The organism is Kitasatospora sp. NPDC048662 (assembly GCF_055587065.1).
The window spans coordinates 30,425-48,311 of the sequence record NZ_JBVJHA010000019.1 but is presented as its reverse complement, the minus strand read 5'-3'; the positions used below and the strand labels follow the sequence as shown (position 1 = coordinate 48,311).

Annotated in this window: 14 protein-coding genes and 1 pseudogene; 6 read left to right on the top strand and 9 right to left on the bottom strand. The window is 74.1% G+C overall.

The features are described from left to right. Positions 1-167: 167 nt before the first annotated feature. Positions 168-800, bottom strand: a complete 633-nt coding sequence (locus ACZ6R9_RS32130) for a TetR/AcrR family transcriptional regulator (RefSeq protein ID WP_380488914.1) — start codon at positions 798-800, stop codon at positions 168-170. A 326-nt stretch (positions 801-1,126) separates the two neighbouring features. Between ACZ6R9_RS32130 and bla the strand changes: the two are divergent. Then, a pseudogene (bla, locus tag ACZ6R9_RS32125) lies at positions 1,127-2,118 on the top strand (class A beta-lactamase). A gap of 246 nt (positions 2,119-2,364) precedes the next feature. On the opposite strand, the gene ACZ6R9_RS32120 reads toward bla, so the two are convergent. The 3 genes from ACZ6R9_RS32120 to ACZ6R9_RS32110 form a co-directional block, all read right to left on the bottom strand. Further along, positions 2,365-3,162, bottom strand: a complete 798-nt coding sequence (locus ACZ6R9_RS32120; RefSeq protein ID WP_380488913.1) for a DUF1684 domain-containing protein — start codon at positions 3,160-3,162, stop codon at positions 2,365-2,367. Between the two features lie 111 nt (positions 3,163-3,273). Continuing rightward, positions 3,274-4,137 (bottom strand): acyl-CoA thioesterase, encoded by an 864-nt coding sequence (locus ACZ6R9_RS32115; protein WP_380488912.1) that lies wholly within the window; start codon positions 4,135-4,137, stop codon positions 3,274-3,276. Positions 4,138-4,320: 183 nt separating this feature from the next. Beyond that, positions 4,321-5,007: an alpha-ketoglutarate-dependent dioxygenase AlkB family protein gene (locus ACZ6R9_RS32110; protein WP_465542168.1), complete on the bottom strand. Its 687-nt coding sequence runs from the start codon at positions 5,005-5,007 to the stop codon at positions 4,321-4,323. A gap of 201 nt (positions 5,008-5,208) precedes the next feature. Here ACZ6R9_RS32110 and ACZ6R9_RS32105 point away from each other — a divergent pair, with 201 nt between their 5' ends. Then, positions 5,209-6,012: an MBL fold metallo-hydrolase gene (locus ACZ6R9_RS32105; RefSeq protein ID WP_465542166.1), complete on the top strand. Its 804-nt coding sequence runs from the start codon at positions 5,209-5,211 to the stop codon at positions 6,010-6,012. A 245-nt stretch (positions 6,013-6,257) separates the two neighbouring features. Here ACZ6R9_RS32105 and ACZ6R9_RS32100 read toward each other — a convergent pair whose 3' ends face one another. Beyond that, on the bottom strand, positions 6,258-7,037 hold the full coding sequence (locus tag ACZ6R9_RS32100; protein WP_380488907.1) for a transglycosylase family protein: 780 nt from the start codon (positions 7,035-7,037) through the stop codon (positions 6,258-6,260). Positions 7,038-7,668: 631 nt separating this feature from the next. Here ACZ6R9_RS32100 and ACZ6R9_RS32095 point away from each other — a divergent pair. Both ACZ6R9_RS32095 and ACZ6R9_RS32090 read left to right on the top strand, forming a co-directional pair. Beyond that, complete coding sequence (locus tag ACZ6R9_RS32095; RefSeq protein ID WP_465542164.1) at positions 7,669-8,529, top strand: hypothetical protein; 861 nt, start codon at positions 7,669-7,671, stop codon at positions 8,527-8,529. 15 nt (positions 8,530-8,544) lie between these two features. Next, positions 8,545-9,291: a hypothetical protein gene (locus ACZ6R9_RS32090; protein WP_465542162.1), complete on the top strand. Its 747-nt coding sequence runs from the start codon at positions 8,545-8,547 to the stop codon at positions 9,289-9,291. 77 nt (positions 9,292-9,368) lie between these two features. Here the strand turns inward: ACZ6R9_RS32090 and der are convergent, their stop codons facing one another. The 4 genes from der to ACZ6R9_RS32070 all read right to left on the bottom strand — a co-directional run bounded on the left by der (position 9,369) and on the right by ACZ6R9_RS32070 (position 14,060). Beyond that, positions 9,369-10,820 carry a ribosome biogenesis GTPase Der gene (der, locus tag ACZ6R9_RS32085; RefSeq protein ID WP_465542160.1) on the bottom strand — a complete coding sequence of 484 codons (1,452 nt, stop codon included), beginning with the start codon at positions 10,818-10,820 and terminating at the stop codon, positions 9,369-9,371. A 124-nt stretch (positions 10,821-10,944) separates the two neighbouring features. Next, complete coding sequence (gene cmk, locus ACZ6R9_RS32080) at positions 10,945-11,661, bottom strand: (d)CMP kinase (RefSeq protein ID WP_380488641.1); 717 nt, start codon at positions 11,659-11,661, stop codon at positions 10,945-10,947. A gap of 84 nt (positions 11,662-11,745) precedes the next feature. Beyond that, positions 11,746-12,513, bottom strand: coding sequence for a DUF899 family protein (locus ACZ6R9_RS32075; RefSeq protein WP_465542223.1), 768 nt, complete (start codon positions 12,511-12,513; stop codon positions 11,746-11,748). Between the two features lie 461 nt (positions 12,514-12,974). Next, positions 12,975-14,060: a prephenate dehydrogenase gene (locus tag ACZ6R9_RS32070; RefSeq protein WP_380488640.1), complete on the bottom strand. Its 1,086-nt coding sequence runs from the start codon at positions 14,058-14,060 to the stop codon at positions 12,975-12,977. Between the two features lie 170 nt (positions 14,061-14,230). On the opposite strand from ACZ6R9_RS32070, the gene ACZ6R9_RS32065 reads away from it, so the two are divergent. After that, entirely contained in the window at positions 14,231-16,279 is a 2,049-nt protein-coding gene (locus tag ACZ6R9_RS32065; RefSeq protein ID WP_465542157.1) for a DUF4139 domain-containing protein, read from the top strand. Next, entirely contained in the window at positions 16,276-17,853 is a 1,578-nt protein-coding gene (locus ACZ6R9_RS32060) for a mucoidy inhibitor MuiA family protein (protein WP_465542155.1), read from the top strand. Before ACZ6R9_RS32065 ends, ACZ6R9_RS32060 begins: the two co-directional genes overlap by 4 nt. Positions 17,854-17,887: the final 34 nt, after the last annotated feature.

The window sequence follows — 17,887 nt, the reverse complement described above, 5'->3', positions numbered from 1 at the left end:
ACCCGCAGCTGCACCCGCGCCGGCCTCAACACCCGCCCCCGCCAAGCCCGTTCCTGCCAAGCCCGCCCCCGTCATGCCTGCCCCCGTCATGCCTGCCCCCGTCATGTCCGCCCCCGTCATGCCTGCTGCCCTCGCGTCCTGCCCCACCGATTCCGGCTGTTGCTCGCTCATAGGTCCTCCCCCGGCACCCGATGCACTTCCATGCAGACCTCCGCCGGGCGCACCGCCCGGTCGAACAGGTCGGCCAACTCCCTTGCGCTGGCGGCCACATCCATCTCCGGCTCGCGCAGCACGCGGACCAGGACCGCGTCGATCGCCCCCCGGATCGCCGTCACCAGCACCTTGGCGTCGAAGGGGCCGTACTCGCCGTCCGCCTGGGCGGCGCGGACGATGTACTCCTGAAGGTCCATCACCGCCCGGCGCCCTGCCGTGAACTGGCCCTCTGTGTCGTCGCCCTGGCCGTTCAGGATCTCCACCAGCGCGGCCAGCTCCCGCGGATGCGCGGCCGCCAACTCGACGTTGGACTCGATGTACGCCCGCAGGCGCGCCCGCGGGCCCACCGCCGCCTCGATCCGCGGACGCATGTACGCCTCGGAGACCTGCATCACCTCCGCGATCACCTCGCGCAGCAGGTCATCCTTGCCTTTGAAGTGGTACGAGATCATCCCGGTGCTGCTCAGCCCCGCATGCTTGGCGATCCGCGCGAACGAGGCCTTGGCGTACCCCACATCGGCGATCACTTCGATGGCCGCCTCGACAATCTGCCGCCGCCGCGCCGATTCGGTGAACGTGCGCCCCACGGAGCACCCCTCTCTGCTCGCCCGAGCCAGCCCTTGCTTGCCCGAGCAAAAAGCTACCGCCGATTGCTCGCCCGAGCAAGAACCTGTACGACCGAGCAATCACGCCGCCGCCCGCCGCGCCGGTTGACGCACCGTCGAACTTCCAGGCGGGACGGGGGCTGTCGCCAACCCGATTGCCCGGTTGCCAAACACCGAGCACCGCACTTAAAGCCATGCACATGACATAAGACCCGCCCGCCGCGAAAGAAACTGCTCCAGGTGGGTAAGCGCCACAGAACGGGCAGGCCCGAACGAGAAGCCGCCGACCGGAGGGAGCCCCCGTGGCCGTGCACCCGCGCCCCGCCCGCCGCCACCTGCTCACGGCCGCCACCGCCGCAGCCCTGGCCACCGTCCTCCCGACCGCCGGAAGAGCCGCCGGAAGAGCCGTCGGAAGAGCCCCCGGAAAGGCCGCCAGGAAGTCTCTCGCGGCGGAGGACGAGCTGACAGCCCGACTCCGAGCGCTGGAGAGCGAACACCGCGCGCGGCTCGGGGTGTTCGGGTACGACACGGGGTCGGGCACGGCGGTCAGGTACCGGGCGGGCGAGCTGTTTCCGATGTGCTCGACGTTCAAGCCGCTGGCGGTGGGGGCGGTACTGCGCGGCGGGTACGACCTCGGGCTGCGGGTGCGGTACACGCGGGACGACGTCACCGCAGCCGGCTACGCGCCGGTCACCGGCCGGCCGGAGAACCTCGCGGGCGGGCTGACGATCGCCGAACTGTGCGCGGCCGCCATCGAGTTCAGCGACAACGCCGCCGCCAATCTGCTGCTGCGCCTACTCGGTGGGCCGACGGCCGTCACCCGTTTCTGCCGGACCCTGGGCGACCGCGTCACCCGGCTCGACCGCTGGGAGCCCGCCCTGAACTCCGCCGAGCCCGGCCGCACCACCGACACCAGCAGCCCACACGCACTCGCCCGCAGCTACGCCCGTCTCACCCTCGGCGACGCGCTCGACCCCGCCGATCGCCGGCTGCTCACCAACTGGCTGCTGGCCAACACCACGGGCGCCAACCGCCTGCGCGCCGGGCTGCCGTCCGCCTGGACCCTCGCCGACAAGACCGGCACCGGCCCGTACGGCACCACCACGACATCGGCCTCGCCCGACCGCCGGGCCGCGCCCCGATCGTCCTCGCCGTCCTCACCACGAAGGCCGCCCCCAAGGCCCGCACCCATGCCAACGCCAACGCCCCCGACCGGAGCCCCGCCCCCGACCGAAACGCCGCCCCCGACGAGCCCCTGATCGCCGAAACGGCCGCTCTACTCGCCGCCGCCCTCACCTGACCACCGACCGACCCGCCCGCCGCCCCACCTGCCGACCCACCCGCCGCCCCACCTGCCGACCCACCCGCCGCCCCACCCGCCGCCCCACCCGCCGCCCCACCTGCCGACCCACCCGCCGCCCCACCCGCCGCCCCACCTGCCGACCCACCCGCCACCCCACCCACCGCCCGGGCCCGAACGCACCCCGGCCCCGGCAACAGAGCCGGGACCGGAGCCGGGCCGGAGCCGGGGCCGTCCTACGGAAAATCAGACAGTGACGACGTGCCGCTCGCCCGCCTCGACCGAGACGGTGAGCCGGTTGCCGGGCGGCGGGAACGGGCAGATGAAGTGGTCGGCGAAGGCGCACGGCGGCAGGAACGCCCGGTTGAAGTCGAGCACCGTGTTCCCGTCGGCATCCGGCGCGGGCAGCGTGATGAACCGGAACCGGTAGGTCTCCCGGCCGCTGGTGCCGTCCGCGATGACGCCACTGAGCGGGCCGCCGGAGCGCCCGGAGCCGCTGACGGTCAGCGTGTGCGGCTGACCGGCCAGCGTGAAGGCGACCTGGCCGGTGACCGTCATCGGACGGGCCTTCCCGTCGGCGTTCTCCACCACCAAATCCTGCGCGCCGCTCTCGAACGGGGTGAACACGGCGGGCACCGCCCAATCGGGCGCGTACGGGAAGACGGAGATCCCGCCGAACGAGGCCCGGCTCGGCGCGTCGGGGTCGAAGACGCGGAGGGCGAGTTCGCCCTCGCGCTCGATCGGGACCAGGCGCAGCGCGTCCAGCACGGCGATCTGCGCGCCCGGGTCGGTGTCGGGGCGCAACGCGACCCGTCCGGTCACCTCCTGCTGCTCGCCTTCGAGCCGGACGCCGTCGCCGGCGGCGAGTTCGGCGCACACGGCACCGCTCTCGGCCCACCAAGTCCCGGGCAGGCCGGGCAACTTCGCCGGTTCGGACTCCAACCAGTGGGTGCCGGTCAGCGCCAGCGGGCCGTGCGGGGCGCTCACCGCCGCGCTCCGGGACTCCGTCCAGTGCTGCCACGCCTCGGCTGCGGTGTCGGTCATCGGACTGCCTCCAAGTGGGGCTCTGGTTCGGGCACTTGCTTCAGCTGGACTGAGGCTGGACGAATCCGGACTGAGTCTGGGCGAGTCCGGACGAGTGGTGGAGGGCGCCGGTCAGCGTCCGGCGAGCGGCCGGAACAGGCCCTCCTGCATCACGGAGACCACCAACTGCCCCTCCCGGTCGTAGATTTCGCCGCGGGCGAGGCCGCGCGCGGCGTGCGCGATCGGCGACTCCTGCCGGTACAGCAGCCAGTCGTCGGCCCGGAACGGGCGGTGGAACCACATCGCGTGGTCGAGCGAGGCCATGTCGAAGTTCCGTTCTCCCCACAGGGGTTCGACGGGCGCGCGGACGGCGTCCAGCAGGGTCATGTCGCTGGCGTAGGTGAGCGCGCAGACGTGTATCAGCGGGTCGTCGGGCAGCGGGCCGTTGGTCTTCAGCCAGACGCCGCTGCGGGCCTCCACGCCGTCGAGTTCCTCGCGGCTCCACTTGAGCCGGTCCACGTACCGGATGTCGAAGGGCTGGCGGCGGCTGATGAACGGCGGCAGTTCGCCGAGCCGGGAGCCGACCTCGTCCAGCGCGCTCGGCAGGTCCTCGGGGGCGGGGACGTCCGGCATCGGGAACTGGTGCTCGATGCCGCCGGGTTCGGGCTTGTGGAAGTCCGCGGTCAGCGCGAAGATCGACCGCCCGCCCTGGATCGCCAGCACCCGGCGGGTGGTGAAGGAGCGTCCGTCCCGGATCCGGTCCACCTGGTAGACGATCGGGACGCCGGGAACGCCGGGGCGTAGGAAGTAGGCGTGCAGCGAGTGCACCGGCCGGCCCTCGTCCACCGTGCGGCCCGCCGCGACCAGCGCCTGGCCGGCGACCTGCCCGCCGAAGGTGCGTTGCAGCGCCTCCTCGGGGCTGCGGCCGCGGAAGATGTTCAGCTCGATCTGCTCCAGGTCGAGCAGGTCGACGAGCTGATCGACGGGGGTTCCCATGTATGTCGCTCCCTCTCCGGGCGGCCGGGCGGGGCTGGGTGTGCCGCCGGACGCCTGTTCCGTCCAACACAAGTCTCCGCGCCCACCGGGAATTCCCGCCCTCCGGCACGCGGCACGCCCACCACCCGGACGGGCCACCACCCGGCCCGGCCACCCATAACTCCGGACAGGCGGCCGCACCCGCTACTCCAGGCCGGACTGCCGCACCGTGATGTTCAGCCGCCCCACCAGCCCGAGGTCCGGGTCTGCGGTGCCCCGCAGCGTCCGCACCACGCCGTGGTACGCGAACCGCATCGGGCCGCCGAACACCAGCAGGTCGCCGCTGCGCAGCTCCAGATCCGTCCAGGGGCGGGTCCTGGTCTCCGTGTTACCGAGCCGGAACACGCAGCTGTCGCCCAGCGACAGCGACACCACGGGCGCGTCCACCCGCTCATCGCGGTCCCGGTGCAGGCCCATCTTCGCGCCGTGCGGGTAGTGGTTGACCAGCGCCACGTCCGGTGCGAACCCGGCCGCGCCGGCGATCTCGCCGACGCCGGCGCCGTACGCCTCCGCGACCGCCCGTCGGGCCAACTCGCCGAGGCGCGGCGGGAACGCCTTCACCGGCGCACCGTCCCCGTCCACCACGGTTCGTGCGTATCCGTACGGGTACCAGTGCCAGCCCAGGCACACCGTCCGCACCGACATCACCCCGCCGGTCGGCAACGTCACCGTCCGCATCCCGGCCGGCGGACGCGCCCACTCCCGGCACGCCGCGACCAGCTCCCGTTGCTCCCCCGCGCCGAGCCACCCCGGCACCAGCACCACCCCGGGCGCCGGCTCCTCCCGCTCACGCCCGAACAGTTCCCCGGCGAACACCCCGCCACCACTCACCCCTCCATGCTCCCACCCCCACCCCGAGGCCCTCCCGACTCCACCACGCCCACCCCAACCAGAGGCCCTCCCGACCCCACCACGCCCACCCCAACCAGAGGCCCTCCCGACCCCACCCCGAAACAGCCGCCCCACATGCGGCAGCCCCCGTCCCGTTCGACCCTGGGGTGAGGGGCGTTGCCGGTTGGCGGAGGAGGCGCGATGCATCCCCTGGAGTTCCGGGCGGTGGATCTTCCCGAGGAGTCGTCGCACCAGGTGGCGGTGCTGGTGCTCGGGCAGCACCAAGCGGTGCTGATCGGTACGGGGCTGCGGCTGACGGACGGGCGGCGGCTGGCGCGGGAGGTCGCGTCCTCGGGGCGGCGGCTGGGCGCCGTGCTGGTGCCGGACTTCGCGCCGGAGTACTGGCTCGCGGCGGAGGTGCTCCGCGACGCGTTCCCGGAGGCCCGGTTCCTCGCGCCCGCCCCCGTGCTGGCCCGGATCGAGAGCGATCACCTCGCCGTGCACGCCGCGTGGGCCGGTCTCGGGGCGGAACTCCCCACCCGCCTGGTCGGCCTGGAACCGCTGGCCGACGACGCCGTGGAGCTGGAGGACCACCGCCTGGAGGTGCGCGGCGCGTCCCTCGGCCTGCCGGACCGGCATTACGTGTGGGAGCACCGCAGCCGGACCTTGCTCGGTGGCCCGCTGCTGTGGCTGAACGTCCACCCGCGACTGGCCGACACCCCGCACGCCGCCCAGCGCATCGCTTGGATCGAGCTGCTGGACGAGATCTCCGCCCTCGACCCGCAGCGCACCGTCCCGGGCCACCGGTACCTCACCACCCCGGTCCCGAACCACGTCCCCGATCCGGTCGTCTGGACCGGCGACTACCTGCGCGCCTTCGAGACCGAACTCGGCAAACCGGTCGAGCCGGACGCGGTGCAGGCCGCGATGCTGCGCCGCTTCCCGTCCGCCGCGCTGCCTGCCACCGTGGCACCGGGCGTCCTCGCGGCCCTCGCCCACCCGTAAGCGGCCGCCCTCGCCCACCCGCGACCGGCCCTCGCCCACCCGCCACCAGCTCTCGCCCACCCGCCACCGGCCCTCGCCCACCCATAAGCAGCCCTCGCCCACCCGCCACCAGCTCTCGCCCACCCGTGACCGGCATCCCAGCCACGGAACGGCGGAAGCCGCCACCCCGACCAGCAGGGTGGCGGCTTCACGCCGACAGGGGGGGATCAGCGGATCCCCGTGGAAGCGGAGCTCCCGAGGGTGTCTCAGACGTTCAGGACCTGGCCGGGGAAGATCAGGTCCGGGTTGCCGCCGACGACACCGGAGTTGTTGTTGTACAGCGCGTGCCAGTCGACGCCGAGGCCGGCGGCGATCTTGGACAGGGTGTCACCGGACTTGACGGTGTAGGTGTTGACCGCAGCGCCGGACTTGTTCGTCCCGGTCTGCTTCGGGGCGTCCTGCTGGGCCTTGGGGGCCTGGGCGCGGGCCTCGGAGCGGGAAGCCTTGGCGGAGGTGTCCGCAGCGGCGGTGTTCGACTTCGCGGTGTTCGTCTTCGCGGTGTTCGAGGTGGCCGCGTTGTTCGACGGGGCCGGCTTCGAGGTGGAGGCCGAGGAGGAGGTCGAGGAACCGGCGGAGGTGTCGACCTGGGCCGGCGCGCCGCCCTTGGTCAGACCGGCCTTGACGGAGCACACCGGCCAGGCGCCGGGGCCCTGGGAGGCGAGCACCTTCTCGGCGACGGCGATCTGCTGCGCCTTGGTGGCCAGGTTGGCCTGCGGGGCGTAGGCGGTGCCACCGAACGCGGCCCAGGTGGAGGAGGTGAACTGCAGGCCACCGTAGAAGCCGTTGCCGGTGTTGATCGACCAGTTGCCGCTCGACTCGCACTGCGCGACCTTGTCCCAGGTCGCGACGTCGGCGGCGGAGGCCGAGTTGGCCGTGACGAGGCCGGCCACCGGGGCGGCGAGCAGGGCGCCACCGACGACAGCCGCGCGGATGCGGTTGCGCTTGGAGGCGGTGGTGGTGGCGGCAGTCTCGTTACGGAAAGTCATGAGATTCCTCTCGACATTCCCGGGATGGGCAGGCGGAACCAGACCCTGTGCAGGGCCGTGTTCGCTCGCCAAGTCCGGTGGGCGGCCGTGCACGTGTCGGACGTGCCGCTGCCGCCCCGGCCACCTGTCCGCATCCCCGGCGGCGGCTGGCTGCCGTCGCGCCGGTGGGCGCAGGGTCCGGTTCCGGGGTGAGCCGGGGCGGACCGTTGCGTCGGGGGTGAACCCGGGAGGTGCTCGTTGCACCGGCCATGAACCTACGAGCCGGTGCACGACGTGCCAAACAGTTTCGGGTTCTCCCAGGTCAACGCGGGGTTACCGGGGGTATCGATCAAGCAAATCCAGGACAAATGTCCACTTTGTCCGCTTTTCCCAAAGTCATTCCCTATGCGGATATGGTCCCGGTCACAGTTTGGGTGGTGTGAGGTCGGGCACAGCGTCGACAGATAGCGACGCCCCGCACACACAGGGCAGTCAGAAGCCGCGCAAATTTCGTCGTCCGGACGCCCACCCGTGACCCCAGCCACAACCTCCCGTTGGTAAAGGCGGTCGGCGCGCCCCGCGCCGCGCACCCGGAAGTCCCGCCGGGCGCACCCAGAACGTCAGGGCGAAACGAGGAGTCTTTGTGCCGCGCATGCTTCAGGTGAGCGAGGACGTACGTGCCGAGATCGGCGACGACGAGGCCGAGGGCCTGCTGGCCGGAGCGCACGCCCCGGACGCGTACAACTGCACCTCGTGCCGACAACCGGGCGACTCGCTGCGCGAACCCACCAGCACGGTCCTGTTCGTCGGCGAGGAGACCGCGGTGCTGGCCTTCGCGCACGCCCGCTGCATCCCGTCCCAGGTGGTGCCGGTGGACGAGCAGCAGCTGCGCGGCGCCGTCGCCTCGATCAGCCAGGGCGCGGCTGCCCCCGAGCCCCGGCCGACGGCACCCGTACCGCCGCAGGCCCAGCCCCAGCCCCAGCCGGTCGCCCAGGTGAACATCCCGCAGCCGATCAACCCCGCACCGCCCGGTCGCCCGCAGCCCGCCGTCCTCGGCGTGACCTGCGGCATCGTGCTGTGCGGCGACACCCAGCAGGCCGCGCTGGTGATCGAGCCGACCGGGCCCGTCGGACGGCCGGGCAGCACCAGCGGCGAGGACGAGTTCCTGTCGCTGCTGACCGAACACGGCTTCCAGCTGATCCCGGACGTCAACCGGGCGCCGTCCCGCCCGCGGGCCGGCTGGTCGGTGCTGATGGCGATGGGGCAGCTGCACGCGATCCTGCAGCCCTCGGCGACCGGCGGCTCGGCCGCCTGGTGGCAGGCCCACCAGGCGCTGCAGGTCACCCCGGCGTGGCGGGCCGCGGCGGCCCGCAAGTCCGAGGTGCTCATGTTCGCGGTGCCGGCCGGCGCGGTCGGCCGCCAGCCCCGCGAGGACCTGCTGCGCGTGGCCCTGGACCGGGCCGCCGCCCGCGGCGTGCTCGCGGCGGGCATGCTGCCGCTGGCCGGTACCTGAGCGGGGGGCGCGCCGATGACCGACCCCGTGAACGACCCGGCCGCCACCGGCTCGTCCAGCAGCGCGTCAACCCTGGCCGCCCGGGCGGGGGTTGAGGACGTCCGGGGCGGCAGCCCGGCCATAGGACTGGGGGCGGTGCCCCCGCATCCCAAGCCGGTCTCGCTCGTTGGCTCCTACGTGTACAGCTACGACCTCGCCTCCGCCGGCCGTCCCTCCTCCCCCGCCGGCCGGTCGATCCCCGGCATGCGCCCGTCCTACGACGCGGAGCACCCGGTGTCGGCCACCCCGATCTACGACTCGCTGTACTCCGAATACCGGCGGATGTTCCGCGCGCTGCCGGGCGACCGCTCCGGCGAGGAGGTGCTGCGGTTCACCGGCTTCGCGGTCCGCGACCAGCAGCCGCGCGAGGCGGCGGCCGAGCGGCACGAACCGGCCCCCTACCCGCAGCAGCAGCTCCTCGCGGCCCGCGACCAGCAGCCGCGCGAGGCCGTGGCCGAACGGCGCGAACCGGCCCCCTATCCGCAGCAACAGCAGCCGTCCTTCGAGGCCTACGCCGGGCAGGCCCAGGGCGCGCCGCCGTTCATGCCCTCTCAGGGGTCCGGCGCGCAGGCGAACGGCCAGGGCTGGGTGGCGACCGGCTACCTCGGCCCGTCCCCGCAGCCCCCTGCGGCCCCGGCGCCCGCCGCCGGCCCGACGGCCCCCGGCCCGGCGGGCGGGCGGCACCGCTCGGTGCTCTCGCTGCCCCCGGGCCGGGACGCCTGACCGCGCACGCCATACGGCTGTGGGCCGCGAGACACCCCAGGTGTCCGCGGCCCACAGCCGTATAAAACGTCCGCTGCTTACTTCTTCTTGCGCTTCTCGCGCACCCGGACCGAAATCGAGATCGGGGTGCCCTCGAAGCCGAACTCCTCGCGCAGGCGGCGCTCGATGAAGCGGCGGTAGCCGGCCTCCAGGAAGCCGGAGGCGAACAGCACGAACCGCGGCGGACGGGTACCCGCCTGGGTGCCGAACAGGACGCGCGGCTGCTTGCCACCACGGATCGGGTGCGGGTGCGCGGCGACCAGCTCGCCCAGGAAGGCGTTCAGGCGGGCGGTGGGAATGCGGGTCTCCCAGCCGGCCAGCGCGGTCTCGATCGCGGGGACGAGCTTCTCCATGTGGCGCCCGGTCTTCGCCGAGACGTTCACCCGGGGCGCCCACTGGACCTGCACCAGGTCGCGCTCGATCTCGCGCTCCAGGTAGAAGCGGCGCTCCTCGTCGAGCTGGTCCCACTTGTTGTAGGCGATGACGACGGCGCGCCCGGCCTCGACGGCCATCGAGATGATCCGGGTGTCCTGCTCGGCGAGGGTCTCGCTGGCGTCGACCAGGACGACCGCGACCTCGGCCTTCTCCAGCGCGGCGGAGGTCCGCAGCGAGGCGTAGAAGTCCGCGCCGGAGGTCAGGTGGACGCGGCGGCGGATACCGGCGGTGTCGATGAACTTCCAGGTCTTGCCGCCGAGTTCGATCAGCTCGTCGACCGGGTCACGGGTGGTGCCGGCCAGCTCGTTGACCACCACGCGGTCCTCGCCGGCGACCTTGTTCAGCAGGCTGGACTTGCCGACGTTGGGGCGGCCGATCAGCGCGACGCGACGCGGGCCGCCAGGGGCCAGGCCGTCGCCGAACAGCTGCGGCGGGGCCTCCGGGAGCACCTTCAGCACGGCGTCCAGCAGGTCGCCGGAGCCGCGGCCGTGCAGGGCGGAGACGGGGTACGGCTCGCCCAGGCCCAGCGACCACAGGTAGGCGGCCTCGGCCTCGGTGGACGGGCCGTCGACCTTGTTGGCGCACAGCACCACGGGCTTGCCGGAGCGGCGGATCAGCTTGACCAGCGCGTCGTCGGTGTCGGTGGCGCCGACGGTGGCGTCCACCACGAACAGCACCGCGTCGGCCTGCTCGATGCCGAGCTCGGCCTGCGCGGCGACCATCGCGTCGATGCCGAGGACGTCGATCTCCCAGCCGCCGGTGTCCAGCACCTTGAACCGGCGACCGGCCCACATCGCCTCGTAGCTGACCCGGTCACGGGTCACGCCGGGGCGGTCCTCGACGACCGCCTCGCGGCGGCCGATGATGCGGTTGACCAGGGTGGACTTGCCGACGTTCGGGCGGCCGACGATCGCCAGCACCGGCAGCGGGCCGTGGCCGTCCAGGTCGGCGTCCACCTCGGCGGCGTCGAAGCCCTCCTCGGCGGCGAGCGCCATGAACTCGGCGTACTCGGCCTCGCCGAGCTCGCCGTGCTGGGCGGTCGTGTCGTTGCTCATGTTCCGTCTTCCATTTCCCGGCCCGGCCCTTCCCAGGGGCGGACCGTGCGTACCTGCCCGGCGGGCAGCGCGAACCGCGCGGATCTCGCGCGGTCGGATCGTCAAAAAAGGGGGGTGTTCGGGATCAGACGGCGGTCAGGCCGGCCCGTTCCTCGACCAGGGCGGTGATCGTACCGATCACCTGCTCCAGGGTGAGTTCGCTGGTGTCCACCAGCTCCGCGTCCGCGGCCCGGGCCAGCGGGGCGGTCTCGCGGGAGGAGTCGGCGGCGTCCCGGCGGGCCAGGTCGGCGGCCATCGCGGTGATCGTCGCCTCGTCCAGGCCCTTGGCGCGCAGCTCGGCGGCCCGGCGTGCCGAACGGGCCTGCTCGGAGGCGGTCAGGAAGACCTTCACGGTGGCGTCCGGGAACACCACGCTGCCCATGTCGCGGCCCTCGGCGACGATGCCGCGCGCGGTGTGCGAGGCGCAGCCGCGCTGCAGCTCCACCAGCCGGGCCCGCACCGCCGGAACCGCGGCCACCGCGCTGACCTTGGCGGTCACCTCGGGGCCGCGGATCGGGGCCGAGACGTCCTGGCCGTCCACGGTTATGGTCGGCCCGGCGGCGTCGGTACCGGAGACGATGACGGGCTTCGCGCAGGCGATCGCCACCGCCTCCGAGTCGTCCACGTCCACCCCGTTGGCGAGCATCCACCAGGTCATCGCCCGGTACATCGCGCCGGTGTCCAGGAAGCTCAGGCCCAGCCGCGCGGCCACCGCCCGCGACACCGTCGACTTCCCGGAACCCGAAGGTCCGTCGATGGCGACGACGACCGGGCTGTTCGACGCTCGGTCGACACTGTCCACGGGGCGAACCTCTCTCTCAGGGCACAAGAACTCACCTCAAGGTTAATGGACTCCCGCCCCACCCCGTCCCGGCCCCGTCCCCGGTCAGTGGCAGTGGCCACCCCGACCGAGAGTCTCCACCGGCGACGCCCCCGGACGGGTCCACTGCGGCGCCGGGCGGCCGGTCGGGCCCCAGGTCGCCACACCATGGGCGTCGGTCCGCCAGAACCAGCCGATCGGCGCGCCGTGCCCGCCCACCGGCGACCCCGCGTCCGGCACCTCGGGCCACCCCTCCGGGACGTCCTCCCAGCCCTCCCGGCGGCCGTACGGCGTCATGTCGAGCAACGCGAGCGAGCTGTTGATCCGCTCGGTGCCGCGGCCGGTGGTGCTGTACGTGAGGAACACCCGGTCGCCGTCCCGCAGGAAACTCATCAGCCGGCCCATGTCCCCGCCGATCGGCGCGGGCGCGCCGCGCACCGAGAACCAGGGCTGGGTGTACTCCATGAACTCGACGTACGGGGCGACCTCCGCCCACGGGCCGCTGGTCAGCACCGCGAACGAGACACCCCGGGCGTTCAGGTACGTGGAGTCCCCCAGGTGCCACGCCACCATCGTGCAGCCCTCGCACTGCCCCTGGAACGGCGCCCCGTCGTACCACATGTGCTGGTACACCACCAGCTCGTCACGCCCCTGGAACAACTCCCGGAACGCAACCGCCCCACCGGCCCCCACCACCTCGGCCGCCCCGTCCACCTCCACCATCGGCAACGCCCGCCGCGCCGCCGCCAACGCGTCCCCCTCCCGCGTGTGCGCCTTCTCCCACACCAACAACTCCTCCCGCGCCGCCTCCCACGCCGCCATGCCCACCACCATCGGTCGCCCGCCAGTCCCACTCACCGCAAAGCCCTCCGTCCACCACGATGGACACCCCACCGGCGCCCACCCCTACAGACGGCCCCCACCCCCGAAACTCATCGCTCCCACCCACCAACATTCCCCCACCGCCCCCAAGCCCCGCGCAGCGAACACCCGCCGGTCCCCCCTGGCAGCCGGACCGACAACACGCCACCCGCGCAGCGACCCCCTCGGCCTCCCCGCCACCAACGCCCGCACCACCCCCGGGCCGACAGCCCGCCGCACGCGGCCGACCTGCCGGCCCCAAAAAGCCCCCAGCCCCCGCGCAGCGGCAAACCCGTCAGTCCCGCACCCCCCACCCACACTCGCGCAACCCCGCCACCAACGCCCGCACCACCACCGGGCCGACAGCCCGCCGCGCGCGGCCGACCTGCCGGCCCAAAAAATCCCCCACCCAAGCCCCGCGCAGCGGCAAACCGTCAGTCCCGCACCCCCCACCCACGCTCCCGCAACCCCGCCACCAACGCCCGCACCACGGCCGGGGCGACAGCCAGTTGCACGTGGCCGACCTGCTGGCCCGTCGAGTGTTCGATCGTCACGTCCTCGATGTTGACGCCGAGGGCGCCGACCTCGCCGAAGAGGCGGCCGAGTTCGCCGGGCTGGTCGCCGAGGACGACGGTGACGGTCTCGTAGCGGGTGGGCGGTGCCCCGTGCTTGCCGGGGATGCGGGCCTGGCCGGTGTTGCCGCGTCGCATGACGGCTTCGATGCCGGCGGCGCCCTCGCGGCGCGCGTTCTCGTCGGTGCCCTCGAGGGCCCGGAGTGCGGTGACGGTCGTGGCGAGGTCGGTGGCGAGGTCGTCGAGGATGTCCGCGACGACGCCCGCGTTGGCGGAGAGGATGTCGATCCACATGGCGGGGTTGGAGGCGGCGATCCGGGTGACGTCCCGCACGCCCTGCCCGGACAGTCGCACGGCGGTCTCCTCGGCGTGCTCCAGCCTCGCGGCGACCAGCGAGGACAGCAGTTGCGGCGCGTGCGAGACGAGCGCGACGGCCCGGTCGTGGTCGGCGGCGTCCATGACGATGGGCATCGCCCCGCACAGCGCGACGAGTTCGAGCGCGGCGTTGAGCGTCTCGGTGTCGGTGTCGGGGGTGGGTGTGAGTACCCAGGGCCGGCCTTCGAAGAGGTCGGCGGTGGCGGCGAGCGGCCCGGAGCGTTCGCGGCCGGCCATCGGGTGCGAGCCGATGTAGCGGACGGTGTCGAGGCCGAGCGCGGTGATCTCGCCGCGCGGCCCGGCCTTGACGCTGGCGACGTCGGTGTAGCAGCGGGCGAGGCCGCGCCGCTGGCAGTCCGCGAGGACCTTGCCGACGAGCGCCGGGGGGACGGCGATGATCGCCAGGTCGACGGGCCCGTCGGGGAGTTCGGTGGTGCCGGCGCCGAGCGAGGCGGCCGTGCGGGCGGCGTCCTGGTCGGCGTCCTCCAGGTACACGCTTATGCCCCGGCGGGTGAGGGCGAGCGCGGCGGAGGTGCCGATCAGTCCGGTGCCGATGACGGCGGCTGTGCGCATGGCGGATTCTCGTCTCGCTGGTCACGGTGCTGGTCGGGCCATTGTCCCGCACCGCCGGGTGGGGAGCGCGGTTGGCCGACGCGCAGCGGAAATCCGGGCGCTGTGGCGGCGGTTGGGTGCAGACTGGGCGCCCGGGTCCGGGGTGCGGGCCTGCGGGTGAAGGGGGCGAGGTGGCGGGGCAGCAGGCGGTGTGGGAGTCGAGGCTGGACTCGGTGGTGGTGCACGCGCAGGGCGCGGTGTGCCGGCGCCGCGCGTCGGGTGTGCTGCCGGCGGACGGCCGGGTGCGGGTGGCGGGGTTGCCGCTGCTGGCGGCGGAGGGGTCGCTGCGGGCGCGGGTGCTGTCGGGCGCCGGGCGGGTTGCCGAGGCCCGGACGGGGTACCCGGCGCGGGTCCGCGAAGAAGGCGAACTCCCCTCCTGGGAACGCGAGTTGACGGAGCTCCAGCACCGCTTCGAGCTGCTGCAGGAGCGCCGGGACCGGTTGGACGCGCGGATCGCCGAGGTCGCGGCGCTGCGCGTGGTGCCGCCGCAGCGCCGTCGGGAGGACGGGCACCGGCGGGCCCCGGCGGACGCGGTGCTGGCGCTGGCGGAGTTCGTGGACGCCCGGCTGGAGGTGCTGCAGGAGCGGTCGGTGGAGCTGGCCCTGGAGCTTCAACTGGCGGAGCACGCCTTCCGGACGGCGGCGGCTGCGGTGAACAGCCGTTCCAGCGCCGAGCAGCCGGGCGGGGTGGAGTCGGGGGCGTGCGCGGAGCTGACGGTGCGCGGCGAGGGCCCGGTGGAGCTGGAGGTGGAGTACACGGTGCCGGGCGCGGTCTGGGTGCCGACGTACCAACTGGCGCACCGCCGGGGCGAGCGTTCGGCGCGGCTGGTGCTGCGGGCCTCGGTGGCGCAGCGGACGGGCGAGGACTGGTCGGGGGTGCGGCTGGCGCTGTCGACGGCGAGCCTGGCCGGGCCGGGCGGGCTGCCGCAGCTGAGCTCGCTGCGGATCGGCCGTCGCCAAACGGCGCCCGCGCCGTCGGGGTGGCGGGCGCAACCGGCGGGCCTGGACGGCCTGTTCGAGGGCTGGCAGGACGCGCAGCGTTCGAAACCGGAGCCGCCCAGGGCGCCGGGGGCCGCGCCGATCGCGGTGTCCGCGCCGGCGCCGACGCCGAAGCCGTCCGCGAAGCGGGGCCGCCCGGGTGGCGCGGTGCCCGGTCGGCCCCGCTTCGGCGGCGGCCCGGCGGGTGAAGCAGCGGGTGGCGGAGCGGGTGGCGCGGACGCCGCGCCGTCCGCGCCCGCAGCCCCGGGCTTCGCACCGCAGGCCGCCCCCGTGCCGGTCGCGGCCGCCGCTCCTCCGGGTGCGGCGTACGGCGCGGCCGCCCCGGTGCCGGACGCCACGCCGCCCCTGCCGCCGCAGCCGCGCCCGTCCACCGATCAGCTGGACTACGCGGCGCTGGTGCTGGCGGGCCCGGAGCAGGAGCCGTTCCGCCGGGGCCGGCTGTTCCCGGAGCCGTCGCAGCCCCGGGCGGGCGGCTCGCTGCACCTGGCGGAGGAGGTGGGCCGGTTGCCGCTGCCGCGGTTCGGGGCGCCGCCGCGCCTGTCCGCAGGGTCGTTCGACCACCGTTTCGACGCGCAGGCCCCGGCGCACGTCCCCTCGGACGGGGTGTGGCACACGGTGGCGGTGGCGGAGCTGCCGGTGGGGGTGCGCACCGGTTTCGTGTGCGTGCCGTCGGTGGAGGAGGCGGTGTACGCGGTGCTGGAGCTGTCGAACGCGACGGCGCACGCGCTGCTGGCCGGCCCGGTGGAGGTGTCGGTGGACGGCGAGTTCCTGCTGACGGCGGGGCTGCCGACGCTGGCGCCCGGCGGGGTGCGGGAGTTGGGCCTGGGCCGGGCCGAGGAGCTGCGGGTCGCGCGGCACAGCGAGGTGCGCGAGTCGACGTCGGGGGTGCTGAACTCGACCACGGTGCTGGACCACGGTGTACGGATCGAGCTGGTGAACCGGCTGCCGTACGAGGCGTCGGTGGAGGTCCGCGAGCGGGTCCCGGTGTCGGGCGACGCGGAGGTGCGGATCGAGGAGCGCCCGGGCTGGTCGCCGCCCGCGGAGCCGTCCGCCGGGGTGCCCTCCTCGGCGCGGATCCGCCGGGTGGTGGTGCCGGCGGGTGGTTCGGTGGAGCTGACGGGCGGTTATGTGATCCGCATCCCGGCCGGTAAGGCCGTGGTCGGCGGGAATCGGAGGAGTTGAACGTGTACGAGGAGACTTTTCCCCTTCCGGTGACCGCGGTGACGTGTCTGGAGGACCGGGCGCAGCTGGAGCGGACGGCGGAGCTGGAGCTCCAGCCGGGCGTGCACCGGTTGCGGCTCGGCCCGGTGACGGCGCTGGCGGTGGACCGTTCGCTGCACGCGGCGATGCTGGACGGGGACGGCACGCCGACCGGCGCGGCGAAGGTGCTGGATGTCCGCCTGGTGCGGTCCTGGCAGCCGCGGCCGCCCCTGGAGCCGGGCCCGGACGATTCGGCGCTGCGCCGCCGGGTGCACCAGCTGGAGCGCGAGTACCTGTCGGAGTCGCGCCGCCAGGAGCGGCTGGAGGCGCGCCTGGCGCTGCTCGGCCAGCTGGCGGCGGATCTGCTGCGGGAGATCGGCGAGGGCGCGGGCAGCGGCGAGCTGGAGCAGGCCCGCTGGTCGCGCGAGCTGGACCGGGTGGATGCCGAACGGGAGTCGTACGGCGAGCAGTTGCGGGCCTCGCGGCTGCGCGCCTCGGAGTTGATGGTGGCCCAGGGGCACGCCGAGCTGGCGCTGGCCCGGGCCGAGCAGGAGCCGGCCGAGCTGCTGGCGTTCGTGGAGCTGTCGGTGGAGTGCGCCGCGCCGGGCCGGTTCCTGGCCCGGGTGGGTCATCTGACGGCGTGCGCGCTGTGGCGTCCGGCGTACCGGGCCGAACTGGTGGGCGGCGCACTGCGGTTGGAGACCGAGGCGGTGGTGTGGCAGCGCACCGGCGAGGACTGGTCGGACGTCGCCCTGACGCTGTCCACGGCGCGTTCCGCGCTGGCGGGCGAGCCGCCGGCGCTGGTCGAGGACCGGCTGGTGCTGCGGGAGCGTTCCGCGCAGGAGAAGAAGACCGTCGAGGTGGAGCTGCGCGAGCAGGTGATCTCGGACGCCGGTCCGCTGGAGCCGAGCCTGCCGGGCGTGGACGACGGCGGCGAGGTGCGGGTGCTGCGGGCCGCGGAGCCGGTCACGGTGCCCTCCGACGGGCGGGCGCACCGGGTGCCGGTGAGCGTGTTCGAGACGGGGGCGCGCAGCGAGTTCGCGGCGGCGCCGGAGCTGTCGGAGGTGGTGACGGAGGTGGTGTCGTTCCCCAACGCCTCGGGGCACGCGCTGCTGGCCGGCCCGGTGGATCTGGTGCGCGGCTCCGGCTACACGGGGCGGGGCGCGCTGGAGTTCGCCGCGCCGGGCGCGCCGGTGCGCCTGGCGTTCGGTTCCACGGACGGCCTGCGGGTGGTCCGGGAGGCCGAGGAGCGCCGCGAGGGCACCGGCCTGGGCGGCCAGCGCACCCTGCTGACCCGCACGGTGCGCCTGCACCTGTCGCGGTTCTCCGCGCCGGGCGAGGACGCCGAGCAGGTGGTGACGGTCCGCGAGCGGATCCCGGTCTCCGAGGTGTCGGCGGTGGAGGTACGGCTGCGCAAGGAACGCTGCTCGCCGCCGCCGGACGAGCTGGACGCCGACGGCATCGCCCGCTGGGAGGTGCCGATGCCGCCGGGCGGCCGGCGCACCGTCACGCTGGTGTACGAGGTGTCGGCGGCGGCGAAGGTGGCGGGGCTGTGAGCGGTCGCGCCCGACAGGCGGTCAACTCCGGTAC